Below are 16,018 nucleotides of genomic sequence, written 5' to 3' on the forward strand. Positions count from 1 at the left end.
GTGTATGAAATTTAAAGCGATGTTTTCCTCCTGGCAGAAGCTGTCGACCAAGATCGTCGGCGCGCTGCTGCTCATGCTGGTGCTGGCCTTGAGTGCCATCGGCTGCACCCTGTTTTTGTCGTGGCAGCTCGAAGGCAGTTCGGCCGCCATCAACGAGACGGGCCGGCTGCGCATGCAGACCTACCGCCTGACCCTGCTGCTTGCCAGCGACGCGCGCGAACAGGCGCGCCAGCAAGTGCTGCTGATCGACGAAACCCTGGCCAAGATCGGCCACGGCGACCCGCAACGCCCCTTGTTCCTGCCCCCCAGCACGGCCATCAAATCCGAATTCGAGCGCATCGGCGCGGCCTGGCGCGGCGCCTTGCGTCCATCCGCGCTGGCCGCCGATTCCGCCGCGCGCGCGCGCCAGTTCGAGCATGACGCCGACACCTTCGTCGGCCAGGTCGATCAATTGGTGCGCCTGATCGAGCACGACAGCGAACAGCGCACCTTCTGGCTGCGCGCCTCGCAGCTGATCCTGGTCGGCATGGCCGTCATCGGTACGGTCAGCATGATTTACCTGATGTTCATGCTCATCATCGAACCGGTGACGCGGCTGCGCCTGGGCATGCAGCGCATGAAGGAGCGCGATTTCAGCGTGCGCCTGGCCGTCGAAAGCAATGACGAATTCGGCCAGCTGGCCAGCGGCTTCAACCAGATGGCCGACCGCCTGCAGGCGCTGTACGGCAACCTGGAAGAGGGCGTGCGCAGCAAGACGGCCACGCTCGAATACCGCAACCGCGAGCTGGCGCTGCTGTACGAAAGCGCCGCCTTTTTGCAGCGCCCGCAACCGCTGGAAGACATCTGCGGCGGCTTCATGCAGCGCATCGTCGATTATTTCGAGGCCGACGGCTCCACCGTGCGCGTGCTCGACGCCGAGCGGGGCAACCTGCACATGGTGGTGCATACGGGCCTGTCCGAGGAACTGGTGGCGTCCGAGCATTGCCTGAAGGTGGGCGACTGCCTGTGCGGCACGGCCGTCGAGATGAAGGTGGCGAAGGTGCACGACATGCGCCGCATCGACAAGGCGCATGAGCTGCGCTGCCACCGCGAGGGTTTTGCCACCGTCTCCGTTTTCCACATCCACGCGCACGAACAGCACCTGGGCTTCTTCAATCTGCATTTCCGCCATGCGCGCGTGTTTTCCGCGCGCGAGCTGGCCTTGCTGGAAACGCTGGGCCAGTTGCTGGGCATCGCGCTGGAAAACCTGCGCCTGGCCGCGCGCGAGCGCGAGATGGCTATTTCCGAAGAGCGCAACCTGGTGGCGCAGGGCCTGCACGACAGCATCGCGCAAAGCCTCAACTTTCTCAACCTGCAGGTGCAGATGCTCGACGACTCCGTGCGCAACGCCCGTTTCGACGAGGTGGCGGGCATCGTGCCGGCCCTGCACGCGGGCGTGAAGGAAAGCTACGAGGACGTGCGCGAACTGCTGGCCAACTTCCGCAGCCGCCTGATGGAAGATGACCTGATCGGCTCCCTGCGCGCGGCGCTCGACAAATTCCGCCGCCAGACGGGCATTGACGCCGAGCTGCTGGCCGACGTCGACGGCGCGCCTTTCCCCCGCGAGCAGCAATTGCAGTTATTATTCATCGTGCAGGAAGCGCTGTCGAACATCCGCAAGCACGCGCAGGCCAGCCACGTCGAGGTGCGCCTGGCCGACCACCAGGACTTTACCTTGACGATCAGCGACAATGGCGTCGGCTTCGACGCTGCGGCCGTGCTGGAAAAGGGCGACAGCCATGTCGGCATCCATATCATGCGCGAGCGCGCGCAGCGCATCGACGCCACGTTCGACGTACATGCCTGCCCCGGCGGCGGTACGACCGTCGAACTGCATCTGTCGCGCGAGCAGCGCCGCGCCGCCTAAGCCACTATCTGAAAGTATAAAAAAATGGAGACTCCCGATAAACCGATCACCGTCATGCTGGTGGACGACCACGCGCTGTTCCGCAGCGGCATACGCTCGCTGCTGCAGCGCCATACGGAGTTTTCCGTCGTGGGCGAGGCCGCCGATGGCGTGGAAGGCATCAAGCGCGCCATCCAGCTGCAGCCCGACGTGGTGCTGCTGGACCTGAACATGGCCGGCATGTCCGGCGTGGAAGCGCTGCAGCTGATGCAGCACGACTGCCCCGACACGGCCATCGTCATGCTGACCGTGTCGGAAGACGCCGAAGACCTGGCCACGGCCCTGCGCGCGGGCGCCTGCGGCTATTTGATCAAGAATATCGACGCCGACTACCTGGTGCGCGCCATCCGCCGCGCGGCGGCCGGCGAAGTCGTCATCGCCGAAGCGATGACGGGCAAGCTGGTGGCGCAGCTGCAGGCGGGCACGCGGCGCGAGGAACCCGTGTCGGAACTCGACAAGCTCACGCCGCGCGAAAAGGAAATCATCGACTGCCTGTCGCGCGGCGAGAGCAACAAGGGCATCGCCCGCACCCTGGACCTGGCCGAAAGCACGGTCAAGATCCACGTGCAGAACGTGCTGAAAAAACTCAACCTCACCAGCCGCGTGCAGGCGGCCGTGTATGCGGTCGAGCACCGCCAAGGCAAGTAGCCGAGTGGTCGGGGTCTGACCCGCCGGGTCAGACCCCATGGCTATTATCTCTCTCTAGTCCTTTTTGCCGATGGCTGTCCTTGCGCTTTTAAAGTAGTATATTGCATATATCTTTAAAAGCGAGCCCATCATGGCCATTACCCCGATCAGCGAACCTTCCCCACCTTCTACGACAGGAGGCGCCGTTCCCTGGCATGCCGGCCACGCCGTCTGGCAACTGGGTTTCCGCCCGTTCTACCTGCTGGCGGCCGTGTTTGCGGCCATCGCCATTCCCCTGTGGCTGGCCAGTTATGCGGGATTGCTGACAGGCGCCCTGCAGGTGGGCCTGGGGTGGCACATGCATGAAATGGTGTTCGGCTTCGCGCTGGCCGTCGTCGTCGGTTTCCTCTATACGGCGGGGCGCAACTGGACGGGCTTGCCCACCCCGCACGGCGCGCAGCTGATGGCGCTGGCGGGTCTGTGGCTGGCCGGGCGCGTGGCCATGCTGTGCAGCCCCGGCCTCGTGGCGGCGCTGGTCGACTGGCTGTTCCTGCCGCTGGCCGCCTGGCCCCTGTACCTGGTGCTGCGCCGCTCGGGCAATACGCGCAACCTGTTCCTGGTCGGGCTGCTGGCCCTGCTGGCGCTGGCCAACGGCCTGTTTCACGCGGCCGTGCTGGGCTGGCTGCCGCTGTCGCTGTTTGTGCCCGTGCAGGCGGCCATCTTCATCATCGTGCTGATCGAATCGGTGATCGGCGCGCGCGTCATTCCCATGTTTACCCGCAATGGCGCACCTGGCAGCACGCCGGTGGCCAGCCCGAAGCGCGCGCTGGTTGCCGTGGCCTGCATGGCGGCGGCCGCGATCGCGTGGCTGGCCAGCGCGCCGGCCTGGCTGACGGCGCCGCTGGCCCTGGCGGCTAGCGGCGTGTCGCTGGCCAATCTGCTGGCGTGGCAGCCGCAGCGGACCTTGCGCGTGCCGCTGCTGTGGATCTTGCACCTGTCGTACGCGTGGATAGCCATCGGCTTTGCGCTGCTGGCGGCCGCCAGCCTGGGGCTGCTGCCGGCCAGCGCCGCCTTGCACGCGCTGACGGTGGGATCGATGGCGGGCCTGATCATCGGCATGATGACGCGCACCACTCTGGGCCACACGGGACGTGCGCTCAAGGGAGGCAGGGCGGAAGCGGCGATGTACTGGCTGATCCAGCTGGGCGCGCTGGCACGCCTGCTGGCCGCCGTCGGTCCCGCCGCGCTGGCCATGCCGCTGCTGCTGGCCGCCGGCGCTTGCTGGTCGCTGGCCTTTGGCCTGTATGCCTGCGTGTATGCGCCTTATCTGTGGCGCGCCAGGGTGGATGGCCGCGAAGGCTAGACGAGCGTCAGAACGGGCGCCAGGCCAGCAGCTTCTTGATTTCCGGCGTCCAGTAGGACAGCGATTCGCCCACGACGAATAGCAGCATGCCCAGCATGAAGGCTCTCAACAGCAAATCCCTGCACCAGATCATGGCGTCTCCTAAATTTTCATATTGGCAAGTCTATCATTGGCATGCACTGCCATGTTGCGTTTCTGGCACGGTTGCCTGGCCGGGCGCCGGCGTCTGTGCCGTGAATGCGGCGACGGCATCGATGGCGTGCGCCAGCGCCTGTTCCAGTGCATCGAGCGCGGCCGAGGCATCGCCGCCCGCGTGCAGCAGCTGTTCGGCCTGCTGAGCGGCTTGCAGGGTGGCGGGCAGGGCCAGGCTGCCCGCCACGCCGGCCAGCTTGTGCGCCAGCGCGGCGGCGTCGCCGCGTGCATCGGCCGCCAGCAGCGCGCGCATGGCGCCCACCGTGTTGCGATAGGTGTTGCCGAAGTGCGACAGATGCTGGCGGTAGGGCGCTTCATCGAGCCACTGCGCCATCCCTTGCGCCAGGTCGATCACGGGCGCCGCGCCGCCCGTCCGCACGGGCAGCACCGCTTCGGCCATGACTGGCGGCAAGGCCGGCAGCCCTTGCGCATGGCGCCGGTGCGCGCGGGCGATCAAGGCGATGGTCTGCGGCACGTCGAACGGTTTGCTGATGAAATGGTTCACGCCCGCTTCCAGCGCCGCCGCGCGCTGGGTCTGGAACGCCCCGGCCGTCAGCGCCACCACGGGCAAGTCCTGGAACTGCGGCAGCTGGCGCAGCGCGCGCGTCGCCTGCAAGCCATCCATCACGGGCATCTGCACATCCATCAGCACGATGTCGACGTCGGACGGGTGGGCCAGCAGCCAGTCCAGCGCCTGCTGGCCATCGCAGGCGAACGAGGGCAGGGCGCCCTGGTCGCACAGGATATGGTTGACCACGTCGCGGTTGATCTCGCTGTCGTCGACCACCAGCACGCGCACGCCGGCCAGCACGCGTTCGCCCAGCGCCGCGTGACCCGCGTCCAGGCCGGCCGCTTCGGCGCGCCGCCGGCGCGCTTCCATCGTCGCGTTATACAGGCTGGAAGCCGTCACCGGTTCGTTGAGGATGGCATCGGCCGGATTGGCCGGGTCCGTATGGCGGCGCGCGGGCGCCGTCGCCGGGGCGCCGCTGGCCGCCAGGATGACGATGGGGCAGTCCTGCGGCGGCAGGTGCTCGCGCAGCGCGCGCGCCGTGGCTTCCCCGTCCAGCTCCGGCATGCGCGCGGCGAGCAGGATGACGCCGGGCCGCGCGTCCTCGGCGCAGGCGAGCGCATGTTCGAGTGCCGCCTGGCCGCCGGACACGGCATGCACGCGCCAGCCCAGGCCCTGCGCCACGGCGGCCACGGCGGCGCGCGTGTCGGCCTTGCCATCGGCCAGCAGGACGCGCAAGCCCTGCATGTCGGGCGAGGACGGGGCGCTGGCGGGCAGCAGTTGCAGCGGCACCGTGAAACTGAATGCGCTGCCCTGGCCCAGGACGCTTGTCAGGCGCAGCGAGCCGCCCATCAGGCGCACCAGCTGGCGGCAGATGGTCAGGCCCAGGCCCGTGCCGCCGAAGCGGCGCGTGGTGGAGCTGTCGGCCTGGGCGAAGGCGGAAAAGATCGCCTCCTGCACCTCGGGCGCGATGCCGATGCCCGTGTCGCGCACGCAAAAGCACAGTACCGCGGCGTCGCCGTCGCGGCTCTCCAGTGCGCTCGTCAGCTCGACCGTGCCATGCGTGGTGAACTTGATGGCATTGCTGGTCAGGTTGACCAGCACCTGTTCCAGCCGCAGCGCGTCGCCCATCACCTGGTCGACGCCATCGGGCAGCGGCCCGATGTGCACTTCGATCGGCTTGTCATGCGCGGCCACGCCCATGCTGGCGGCGATTTTTTCGATCACGTCGGCCAGGCGGAACGGCGCCCGTTCGATGGTCATGTGGCCCGCCTCGATTTTCGACACGTCGAGCACGTCGTTGATGATGCCCAGCAGGGACTGGCCGGCGGCGCGGATCTTGCGCGCCATGAGCAGCGCTTCGCCATCGAGGCCGTCCCGTTCCAGCAGCCAGGCCATGCCGAGGATGGCGTTGAGCGGCGAGCGGATTTCATGGCTCATGTTGGCGAGGAATTCCGCCTTGCTGCGGTTGGCCGCTTCGGACGCGTCGCGCGCCAGTAGCATGGCTTCCTCGGCCTGCTTTTGTGTGGAGATATCCTGGGCAAAGATCAGGGTGGCCGGTCCATCCTTGAGCATCACGCGCGTGGTGGTCTTGAACATGGGCACGGGCAGGCCCTGCTTGCCCAGGCCGACGGCCTCGAACACCTGTTCGCTGGGCGAGTCCGCCTCGATCAGCGCTTCGTTGGTGGCCAGCGCCGCCAGCGATGGCGCGGAAATCATGGCGGACCAGGGCAGGCCATTCAGATTGTCGTCCGCCGTGTAGCCGTGCAGCCTGCGGTAGCGGGGATTCGAGTAGATGAAGCGGCCGTGGCGCAGGATGGCGATGGCCACGGGCGCATCTTCGATCAGGGTGCGAAAGCGCGTTTCGCTGTCGGACACGGCTTGCATGGCCTGGCGCTCCCTTTCCTGTTCCGCATGCCAGGCGGCTTGCTGGCGGCGCCGCCGCTGGCTCCAGAACAGCAGGCTGGCCGCGGCCAGCGCCAGCATGGCAAAGGAGAGAATGTAGCCCAGCGCCTGGCGCCGCAGCGGGGCGGCGATGGCTGCCTCTTCGCGGCTCAGGCCGATGAAGAGGGCGCGGTCCATGTGCAGGGCCGGCGGGGCGATGGTCGCCATGGCCATGACGCGGGCGGCGGCGGGGGCGCCGGCAATCTCGACGCCGCTCAGGACGCCCGCCTGATAGCCGCTGTCGCGAAAGCGCCGCAGGAAGCCGCCGGGGATGTCCATATTGGCGCCATTGGCAGTCCTGGCGGGATAGTTCAGGAATTGCCGGCCGTCGCCATGCAGCACCACGGCCCAGACGTCGGCGGCGTACATGGCGGTGCGGAACTTGGCCGTGAAGTATTCGGGGGCGAAGGTGGCCACCACCACGCCGGCAAAGCGGCCTTGTTTGTCCTGCACCATGCGCGACGCGGTGATGACCAGGTCGCCCTTGAAGGAGTGGAACGGCGCCGAGATGTACAGCATGCGCGCATCGGGGGCGTCGCGCGCCGTCTGGAAGTAGCCGCGGCGCGAAAAATCCTGGTCCTCCAGCTCGGGGATGTTGGTGGCGACCGGCTTGCCTTTCGCGTCGATGACCAGCATGGTGCGCACGCCCGGCATGGCGTCGACCAGCGCGGCAAGGCGCCGGGGCAGGTCTTGCCCGGCGTCCGGTGCGGCGCCGGCGGCAAGATAGTCGCGGATCACGCCGCCGAGCACCAGGTTGGTCGCTTCCAGGTCGGTTTCGATGTTTTTTGCCAGCAGCGCCGTCAGCACGCTCAGGCGTTCGCGTTCGGCCGCGTCATGGCGCGCGGCTTCGGCCAGATGCGCGTAGGCGAGGGCGGCAGCCACGATGAGCAGCCCGAGGAGCAGGAACAGCCATTCGATCCATTGTCTGCGCACCGCCGCCGCATCTGAGTGATAAGTCATGTGGCGATGCTATACCCGATAGGCATGGAGAACAACTCTTGTGCACAACTATGCATGTGATAGTGTGGTCAATTTGCCCCCAAGGGAAGGTGCAGGCGGAAGACGGCGCCCTGGCCCGGCACGGATGCCACGCCGATGCTGCCGCCCATCAAGGTGATGAGCTGGCGCGCGATGGCCAGGCCCATGCCGGCGCCGTCATGGGCGCGGCTCGGCGAGTCGTCCGCCTGCGAGAATTTGTCGAAGATGACGCCCTGCTGCGCCTGCGCGATGCCGATGCCCGTATCGCGCACCTCGATCCGCAGCTCCGCGCCGCTGCGCATGACGTGCACGTCGACCCGCCCCGCGGCCGTGTAGCGGATGGCGTTATCGAGCAGGATATCGAGCACGCGCACCAGGCGGACGCGGTCGCAATCGATGCTGGGCGGCGTGGCGGGCGCGACCTGCGCGGCCAGCTGCAAGCCCTTGTGCGCCGCGCGCGGCCGGTGCGGCGCCAGCGCCAGTTCCAGCAGCTGGTCCAAGGGCGCGGCGCTGGACTCCAGCCTTACCTGGTCTTGTTCGAGCGCGCTCAATTCCATCGCCGCCTCGACCATGGACAGCAACTGGCGGCCGCTGTCGTGTATCGTTTGCGCGTAGGCGGCCTGTTCCGGCTCGCGCAGCTGCTCCTGCAGCAGCTCGGAAAAACCGAGGATGCCGTTTAGGGGCGTGCGCAATTCGTGCGACATGTTCGACAGGAAGCGGGACTTGGCTTCGCTGGCGGCGATGGCCCTGGCGCGGCTGTCGACCAGGCGGCCGATCAGCAGCACCAGCGCGGCCCACGACAGCACGATCAGCGCGCTCGTGACGGCCGCCATCAGCAGCGCCTGGTTGCGGCGCGAGACGTAGTCGGCCAACACCGCGTCGCGGTCCAGTCCGACCAGCATGTAGAGCGGATAGTTGGCCAGTTTTTCGAACGCATACAGGCGCAGGATGCCATCGACGGGACTGCGCTCGGTGAAGCTGCCCCGCGTTTTACCTTGCATCAAGGAAAATACCTTGCTGCCGCCGATATCCTGGCCGATGGTGTCGACGGCGCCGACCCGGCGCGCGCGCACCACGCCGTCGCTGCCGACGAGTTCGGTGGAGCTGTTGTCGCCCAGGTCGACTTCGTCGTACAGGCGGGTAAAGTAATACGGGTCCATCGAGACCACCACCACGCCCTTGTAGCGGCCATCGGCATGGTTGATGCGGCGCGTCATCTGGATCGACCATTTTTTCGACACGCGGCCCAGCACCGGCTTGCTGATATACAGTTCGCCGCTGTCGCGTTGCATGTGTACCCGGATGTGCTCTCGGTCAGCCAGGTTGGTGGGCTGGAAAGGGCGGCTCGACAGCACCATGTCGCCCCGTTCGTCGACGATGGTAAACAGGTTGTACAGGGGGCCGGGATTGAGGCCTTGCCGCAGATCGTCCACGATGTCGAGGCGGCTGCCCAGCGCCTGATAGCGGCTGCGCAAATACGTAACCGCCTGGTCCGCCGCCTCGATCGTGCGGATCGCGTGCTCGTCGAAGACGCGCGCCATGCTGCGCGCATCGCGCGCGGCGCCGGCGATGGCCGCGTCATGGGCGTGCCGCAGTTGCAGCATGGTGATGCCCCACAAGCCCGCCAGCAGGATGGCCATGAAGAGCGACAGCAGGGTGCGCGTATCCCAACGCTCCCAGCGCTCCCAGGCCATGGCCTTCCAGTGTCTGTGCTGCCGCATGCCGCCTCCGCAAGGTCCGCCAGTTGTGCCGTTGGGCGAGGATGCCCGGCGTGACTGGTGCGTCGATTTGTCAATTATAGTGAATATAATTGATTTTATCGAATAAAATGATTTTTATGCGGAAAGTGTTGTATTGCGTTCTGGCCCGGGTGGTTAGCGTATCGCCGCCTGGCGCGTCAGCCAGCGGTCGACCATGTCGCGCAGCTGGGCGGCCGTGAAGGGCTTGGGCAGATAATCGTCCATGCCGGCCGCCAGGCAGCGCTGCCGGTCGTCCTCGGTGACGCCGGCCGTGAGGGCGATGACGGGCAGGCGCGGCGCGCCGCTGGCCGCATCGCGGGCGCGCAGGGCCTGGCATGCCTGGTAGCCGTCCATGACGGGCATCATGCAGTCCATCAGGACCAGGTCGTACTGCTGTTCGGCCAGCGCCTGCAGGCCCAGCGCGCCGTTTTCCGCCGTGTCGATGCGGTAGCCGCGCGCGCCCAGCTGCAGGCACACCAGTTGGCGGTTCAGCGCCGTGTCCTCGACCAGCAGGATGCGCGCGCCCCCTTCCGGGGCCGTTGCGGGCGGGGCGGCCGGTTCGGATGGCGGCGCCAGTTCTGGCTCCGGCTCCGGTGCCTGGACTGCCTGGCAGGGCAGGCGCACGGTGAAGCGGGAGCCGGCGCCGGGCACGCTGCTGCAGAAAATCTCGCCGCCCAGCAGCGCCACCAGGTGCTTGCAGATGGTCAGCCCCAGACCCGTGCCGCCGTAGGCGCCGCTGATGCTGTCGTCGGCCTGGCAAAACGGCTCGAAGATGCGGTTCAGCTGCTGCCCCGTCATGCCGATGCCCTGGTCGCTGACCATGGCGACGAGGCAGGCGCTGGCGCCGTCCGGCGTGGCCGGTTCCAGGTGCAGGCGCACGCTCACCGTGCCGGAGGGCGTAAACTTGATGGCATTGCTGAGCAGGTTGCCGAGGATTTGCGCGAGGCGCGTGCGGTCCGAGCAGATCAGCGGCGGCACGCTGTTGCCGATTTCGCTGACCAGGCGCAGCTGCTTCCCGTCCGCTTGCGGGCGGTGCAGCGCCAGCACGTCGTCGAGCAACTGGCGCGGATCGACGTCGCGCAGCTCGATGCCCATCTGGCCTGCCTCGACCTTGGACAGGTCGAGGATGTCGTTCAGGATGCGCATCAGCTGCTGCACGCCATCGCCGATGCGCTGCGCATGCTGCCGCTGCGACGCGTCGGGCGCGCTGTCCCGCAGCAGTTCGGCCATGCCGGCGATGCCGGCCATCGGCGTGCGGATTTCGTGGCTCATGACGGCCAGGAAGCGCGACTTGGCCGCATTCGCCGCTTCCGCGCGCGTTTGCAGCGCCAGCGCCATGGCCGCGTCGCGCTCCTGGCGCCGCAGCAGGGCCAGGATCAGCGCGATGGCCCCGGCCAGCACGAGCAGGCTGACCACGGCCGCCCCGCCCATGGTGCGCAGCATGCGCCGCCAGCCCGCCAGGTAGACCTCGTCCGTGACGGTCACGTTGATGGCCAGCGGATAGTCGCGCACCAGGCGTATGCCGGCCAGGCGGTCGACCGTGCGCCCCTGGTCTGCCGTGCGCGGCGTGTCCACCTGCAGCACGCCATCGGTCTTGCCCTGTTCCAGCAGGCGGTAGGTGCTGCCCGTCAGGTTGCGCTTGCCCATCATGGCGGGCACGGCCGGCCAGCGGGCCAGCAGCGTGTAGTCGCTGCGGTACAGGGAAAAGGCCGTGTGTTCGCCGATGCTGGTGTTCTGGAAGAATTTGCTGAAGAAGTCGCACGACAGGCCGACCAGCACCACGCCCAGGAAGCGGCCGTCGGGCCCGCTGATGCGCCGGCTGATATAGAAGGTCCAGGCGCCATTGCCCTTGTTTTGCACGGGCGCGCTGACATGCATGCCGCCGTCCGGGTGGCGCCGGTGATACTCGAAGTAATCGCGCTCGCCGAGCCGGATGGGCGGCGCGGGAAAGGCGCGGCTGAAGGCCAGCACGCTGGCGTCGCTGCCGACGATGGACACGACGTCCACTTGCGGCACGCCGCCGATCTTGTGCCGCAGCGTCTGGTGCATGGCCGGGGTGCCGACGGCCGCGGCCAGCGCTTGCGCGTCCGCGGGAACCCCGATCTCGTTGCTGACGCTGTCGAGCACCAGACGGGCCGCCGTCATGCTCTGCGCCGTGTTTTCCGCCAGCAGCAGCGACAGGTTCGACAGGTCCTGTTTCCAGTCATCGACGGCTTCGCGGTGCAGCAGCACGCCGGAAACGGCGATGCGCAGCGCCAGCAGGCCCACCAGCACCAGGCCCACGACGGCCGTCACGGTGCGCGGCCGATAGCGGTGCACCAGGCGCAGGGCGGCCTGGCGCGCGTTCATGCCTGCGCGCCCGTGTACTCGCGCATGCTGCGGCGTACCTCCTGCTCCACTTCGCCGATCAGCGCCGCCGTTTCCGCCAGCCAGTCCGGTGCCGCCAGGCCCTGGTGGCGTACCAGCCGTTCGAGTTCCGCCAGGCGCGCGACCAGGGCGCTGGCGCCCAGCAGGGCCACGGTGCCGCGCAAGGTATGGCAACTATGCACGATGGCTTGCGCCGCACCGCCGCGCACGGCCTGCTCCACGCGCGCAAACATGGCCGGCGACGTGTCGAGGTAGGTCTGGGACAGGGCGCGGAACATTTCCAGGTCCTGGCCGGTGGCGTGGAACAGCACGGCGGGATCGATGTGGCGATAGGCTGGCATGGCGGCTCCGTGGCGAGGGGACGGTGGCGCGCTAGGCGGCCAGGCTGTTGCGTCGCGCGTGGCCGGCGCAGCAGGCGCGCAGATAGCCGCGCAGCTCGTCGTAATTGACGGGCTTGGCAAAGAAGACGACGCCGGGCGGCACGCCGCCGCGCTCTTCCAGTTCCTCCGGCGTCAGGCTCGACAGCATGGCGATGTGCATGTCCGCCAGCAGCGGGTCGGCCAGGATAGTGCGGATCACCTCGTAGCCGTCGATGCCTTCCATGACGATGTCGGCCAGCAGGATGTCGGGTTGGTCGCGGGCGATTTCCATCAGTGCCTGGTAGCCGTTCTCGCAAAAGCGCAAGTCCGCCTGCAAGCCCCATGAACCGATCTGCTTTTCATACAGCGCGCGTTCGATGGGATTGTCCTCGATCACGAGGATGGACGGCGGGCGGCCCGATGGGGCGGGGCGGTTGGCGCGTGCCGCGCGCTGGTCCTGGCCCGGCTGGCCGGGATTGCCCTTGTAGGCCTCGACGGCCGCGAGGGGAATGCGCCGGTGGCCGCCCTTGGTCTTCCAGGCTTCGATCACGCCGGCCTCGACCAGTTGCTGCACCGATGTCACCGAGATGCCGAGGATTTCGGCGGCCTTTTGGGTAGTGCAAACGTCTGCAGTATGCATGATGGGCTTTATAGTCGCATAGGAAGTTGAATTAGATGATACGCAATCGCGCTCAAAAAATCAATTTCAACGATTTAGATGAATTCACTAAAAACCTGGCGTATGGCGGGCCGGACTCGCGTGCGCGTGCGGCAGGGGCCGAGATGGGCCTGCGGCTCCAGGATCTCGCGCCATTCGCTCCACTCGGCGTTGCTGTGGCGTAGCAAGGTTTCCATGCGTTCCCCGTCCAGGCCCAGTACCCGCGCGGCGGCCAGGGCCGGCCCGCGCGGCCCCGCGCCGTTGCGCAGGATCAAGTCGGCGAAGCCGCTGGCCAGCTTCAGCAGCCAGGCCAGGTCCGTCATGCGCCCGGCGCGCCCGAAGCCGGGCGGCGCGGCATGGCAGCGCACGGCGTCGCACAGGATGTCCGGCATGCCCCAGCCCCGCATGAGGATGGCCGACAGCGCCAGCTGGTGGTAGCCGAAGCGCTGCGACTGCGCGCACAGCAGCCGTGCCGTGGCGCCCTTGCCGTACTGGTCCAGCAGTTCTGCATATTCCTGCGGATGCAAGGTGGCCAAGGCCAGCTGGCCGCAGTTGGCCAGCAAGCCGCAGCTGTACAGCTCATTGGCCGGCGCCAGCTGCAGCGCGTCGCCGGCCACGCGGGCGGCGCACGCCATGGCCAGCGAGTGCGACCAGAAGCGCTGCGTGTCGAAGGGCGCGCACGTGGCTGCCGGCACGGCGGGTGCGGCGAACGCCTGGCGCAGGGCGGGCAAGCCGATGGCCGCCAGCAGCGCGGCATTGACCGCCGCGTGCCGGCGCTCGCCCGGCGGCACGCCCTCATTCGCCAGGCCGATGACCTTGCCCGTCAGGGCGGGATCGCAGCCCAGCTGTTCCGCCAGTTCGTCGAGCGGCACCTGTTGCTGGCACAAGGCCGTCAGCCACTGGCTGCGCCAGGCGGGCGAAGGCAGGATGGCGCCGCCGAGCAGGCGCGCCAGGTCGATGTGCGCGCTCATGGCCGGCTCCCGACGCCGCTGCGGTCATCGGCTTGCGCCGCGCCCGCCGTCTGCAGGACCGTGACCGCTTGCGACAGCGCATCGAGCGCCATCAGCAGTTCCGCATGCAGGCGGCGCAGCGCGCCCGTATCGTTGGAAAAGCCCGCATGCACGGCCTGGCGCGCCAGTGCCTGCAAGGGAAGCAGGCCCAGGGACTGGCTGCCGTCGAGGATTTCCTGCGCCAGCACGCGCGCCGGGGCCGTCCGTTCGCAGCGCAGCGCGTGGGCGATGCCGGCCAGGCGGTCGCGCGTCTCGGCCACGAACAGGGCCAGGATCTCGCCCTGCAGGCGCCGGTCGCAGCCGAACATGGCGTCCAGGCGGGCGGCGTCGAACGGCGGCGCGTCCGGCACCTTGGCTGCTGGCGGCGGTGCGCTGTCCGCCACCTTGGCCGGCGGAGCCGCCTTGCGCATCTGCAGCAGCGCATGCAGATCGGCCGGTGCCGCGCGGCCGGCCCGGCGCCAGCGGGTGCGGCGCCAGAGCAGGGCGGCCAGCAGCAACGCCAGGCCGGCCAGTGCCAGCGCCGGGCGCATCAGCGACAGGTCTTCGCAGCGAAGGAAGGGGTGGATGGCGAGTAAGGTGTTCATGACCGTGCTCCAATGAATGCTATCTAGGCAAGTGATCCGGCGTGATGGCGGACCTAAAAGACGTCCCAGTCGCCCGCATCGGCGGCGGCCGGCGTCGCGTTTCTGGAATGACCCGCGTGGCGCGTGGCGACCAGCTTGAGCGCCGCCTTGTGCTGTGCGGGCCGCCGTGCGGCAGGCGCTTGCGGCGCCGCGCCGGCCTGGGCTGGCGCCAGCTTGAAGGCGCCCACCACGCCGGCCAGCCTGGCCGCCTGCTCCTGCAGCGATTGCGATGCGGCCGCCGCTTCTTCGACCAGGGCCGCATTCTGCTGCGTGACTTCATCCATCTGCGTGACGGCGCGGTTGATTTCCTCGATGCCCGTGCTTTGCTCCGCGCTGGCGGCCGAGATTTCGCTGACGATGTCGGTCACGCCGCGTACCGTGTCGACCACTTCCGTCATGGCCGCGCCCGCCTGCTGCACCAGCTTGCCGCCCTGTTCGACCTGTTCCACGGAGTCGCTGATGAGTGCCTTGATTTCCTTGGCGGCGGCCGCCGAACGGTGCGCCAGGTTGCGCACTTCGGTGGCCACGACGGCAAAGCCGCGCCCCTGTTCCCCGGCACGCGCCGCTTCCACGGCCGCATTCAGGGCCAGGATATTCGTCTGGAAGGCGATGCCGTCGATGACGCCGATGATGTCGGCGATCTTGTTGGACGAGCTGTCGATCGCTTCCATGGTGCGTATCACGTCGCCCATCACTTCTCCGCCCCGCTGCGCCTTGTCCGAGGCGCTGACGGCCATTTGCTTGGCCTGGCGGGCATTGTCCGCGTTTTGCCGCACGGTGGCCGTCAGCTCTTCCATGGCCGAGGCGGTTTCTTCCAGCGAGCCGGCCTGCTGCTCCGTGCGCGCCGACAGGTCCAGGTTGCCGGCCGCGATCTCGGCCGAGGCCGTGCCGATGCTGTCCGTGCCGGAACGCACTTCGGCCACGATGCGCACCAGGCTCGCGCTCATGTCCGCCATGGCCTTCATCAACTGGCCCACCTCGTCGTTCGACGTGGCATTCACTTGCACGCTGAGATCGCCGCCCGCGATGGTGCGGGCCACGTCGATGGCGCCGGCCAGCGAGGCGGCGATGCGCCGCGCCAGCAGCAGACCCATGCCGGCCACCAGCGCCGTCACGGCCAGGGCCAGGCCGATGGAAATCCAGCGAGCGCTGGCAGCGGCGGCGGCGCCGTCGGCCGCGCCCCTGGCGGCCAGGCTTTCGTTGTAGCGGTGGTGGGCGGCGAGGGCGTCGACCAGTTCCTTGATGATGGACTGGTTTTGCATCAGCAAGTCGCGTGCCGCGTCCAGTTCGCCCGCAATCGACAGGACCAGCACCTTGTTGCGCACCGTGTCGTAGCGCGCCAGCATGGCGCGGTCGGTGGCCAGAAGTGCTTTGTCTTGCTCATCGGAAATGTTTTCCTTCTCGTACTGATCGAGCGCCTTGCCGACTGCCGCGCGCGCCGCGTTGATGCCCGCTTCCAGCTTGCTGCGCGTGGCGGCATCCTTGCTGGCCATGTGCTGCCAGACGGCCGTGCGCATCTGCGCGAACGGCACGAAGGCCTGGTTCAGGCTCAGCAGGCTGGGAACGGTGTTGATGGTGGCATAGCTGGCCGCCGTGTACACGTGGTCCATCTGGTAGATGCCAAAGCCCGCCAGGGCAGCCAGTCCCAGGACGACGGAAAGGATCAAGGCGTACAGCCGTTTAGCGATGGTCATGATGGGCGCCG

At 67.9% G+C, this 16,018-nt stretch carries 12 protein-coding genes; 3 read left to right on the plus strand and 9 right to left on the minus strand.

Features of this window, described 5'->3' with window-relative positions; translation table 11 throughout:
- The first annotated feature begins 4 nt into the window (after positions 1-4).
- From ACQ4WQ_RS09650 to ACQ4WQ_RS09660, 3 genes are all read left to right on the plus strand, one after another.
- Positions 5-1,906 carry a type IV pili methyl-accepting chemotaxis transducer N-terminal domain-containing protein gene (locus tag ACQ4WQ_RS09650; RefSeq protein WP_436496527.1) on the plus strand — a complete coding sequence of 634 codons (1,902 nt, stop codon included), beginning with the start codon at positions 5-7 and terminating at the stop codon, positions 1,904-1,906.
- Positions 1,907-1,930: 24 nt separating this feature from the next.
- A complete protein-coding gene (locus tag ACQ4WQ_RS09655; RefSeq protein WP_086147379.1) occupies positions 1,931-2,593 on the plus strand; it encodes a response regulator in 663 nt (220 codons plus the stop codon).
- A gap of 130 nt (positions 2,594-2,723) precedes the next feature.
- On the plus strand, positions 2,724-3,935 hold the full coding sequence (locus tag ACQ4WQ_RS09660; RefSeq protein WP_436496530.1) for an NnrS family protein: 1,212 nt from the start codon (positions 2,724-2,726) through the stop codon (positions 3,933-3,935).
- A gap of 7 nt (positions 3,936-3,942) precedes the next feature.
- On the opposite strand, the gene ACQ4WQ_RS09665 is transcribed toward ACQ4WQ_RS09660, so the two are convergent.
- The 9 genes from ACQ4WQ_RS09665 to ACQ4WQ_RS09705 form a co-directional block, all read right to left on the minus strand.
- Positions 3,943-4,068, minus strand: coding sequence for a hypothetical protein (locus ACQ4WQ_RS09665; protein WP_257218121.1), 126 nt, complete (start codon positions 4,066-4,068; stop codon positions 3,943-3,945).
- 33 nt (positions 4,069-4,101) lie between these two features.
- Entirely contained in the window at positions 4,102-7,539 is a 3,438-nt protein-coding gene (locus ACQ4WQ_RS09670; RefSeq protein WP_436496532.1) for a response regulator, read from the minus strand.
- Positions 7,540-7,607: 68 nt separating this feature from the next.
- On the minus strand, positions 7,608-9,278 hold the full coding sequence (locus ACQ4WQ_RS09675) for a sensor histidine kinase (protein ID WP_436496534.1): 1,671 nt from the start codon (positions 9,276-9,278) through the stop codon (positions 7,608-7,610).
- Positions 9,279-9,431: 153 nt separating this feature from the next.
- Positions 9,432-11,645 (minus strand): hybrid sensor histidine kinase/response regulator, encoded by a 2,214-nt coding sequence (locus tag ACQ4WQ_RS09680; RefSeq protein ID WP_436496536.1) that lies wholly within the window; start codon positions 11,643-11,645, stop codon positions 9,432-9,434.
- Positions 11,642-12,004: an Hpt domain-containing protein gene (locus ACQ4WQ_RS09685; RefSeq protein WP_326459930.1), complete on the minus strand. Its 363-nt coding sequence runs from the start codon at positions 12,002-12,004 to the stop codon at positions 11,642-11,644. The genes ACQ4WQ_RS09680 and ACQ4WQ_RS09685 overlap by 4 nt, the downstream gene beginning before the upstream one ends.
- A gap of 31 nt (positions 12,005-12,035) precedes the next feature.
- The gene (locus ACQ4WQ_RS09690; RefSeq protein WP_326459931.1) at positions 12,036-12,662 is read right to left on the minus strand and encodes a response regulator; all 627 of its coding nucleotides are present in this window, start codon (positions 12,660-12,662) and stop codon (positions 12,036-12,038) included.
- A gap of 74 nt (positions 12,663-12,736) precedes the next feature.
- The gene (locus ACQ4WQ_RS09695; protein WP_326459932.1) at positions 12,737-13,651 is read right to left on the minus strand and encodes an HDOD domain-containing protein; all 915 of its coding nucleotides are present in this window, start codon (positions 13,649-13,651) and stop codon (positions 12,737-12,739) included.
- On the minus strand, positions 13,648-14,274 hold the full coding sequence (locus ACQ4WQ_RS09700) for a hypothetical protein (protein ID WP_436496539.1): 627 nt from the start codon (positions 14,272-14,274) through the stop codon (positions 13,648-13,650). The genes ACQ4WQ_RS09695 and ACQ4WQ_RS09700 overlap by 4 nt, the downstream gene beginning before the upstream one ends.
- A 53-nt stretch (positions 14,275-14,327) precedes the next feature.
- The gene (locus tag ACQ4WQ_RS09705; RefSeq protein WP_436496541.1) at positions 14,328-16,007 is read right to left on the minus strand and encodes a methyl-accepting chemotaxis protein; all 1,680 of its coding nucleotides are present in this window, start codon (positions 16,005-16,007) and stop codon (positions 14,328-14,330) included.
- Positions 16,008-16,018 lie beyond the last annotated feature (11 nt).

The sequence above is a fragment of the Janthinobacterium goodfellowi genome (assembly GCF_051380695.1).
GTDB lineage: Bacteria > Pseudomonadota > Gammaproteobacteria > Burkholderiales > Burkholderiaceae_D > Janthinobacterium.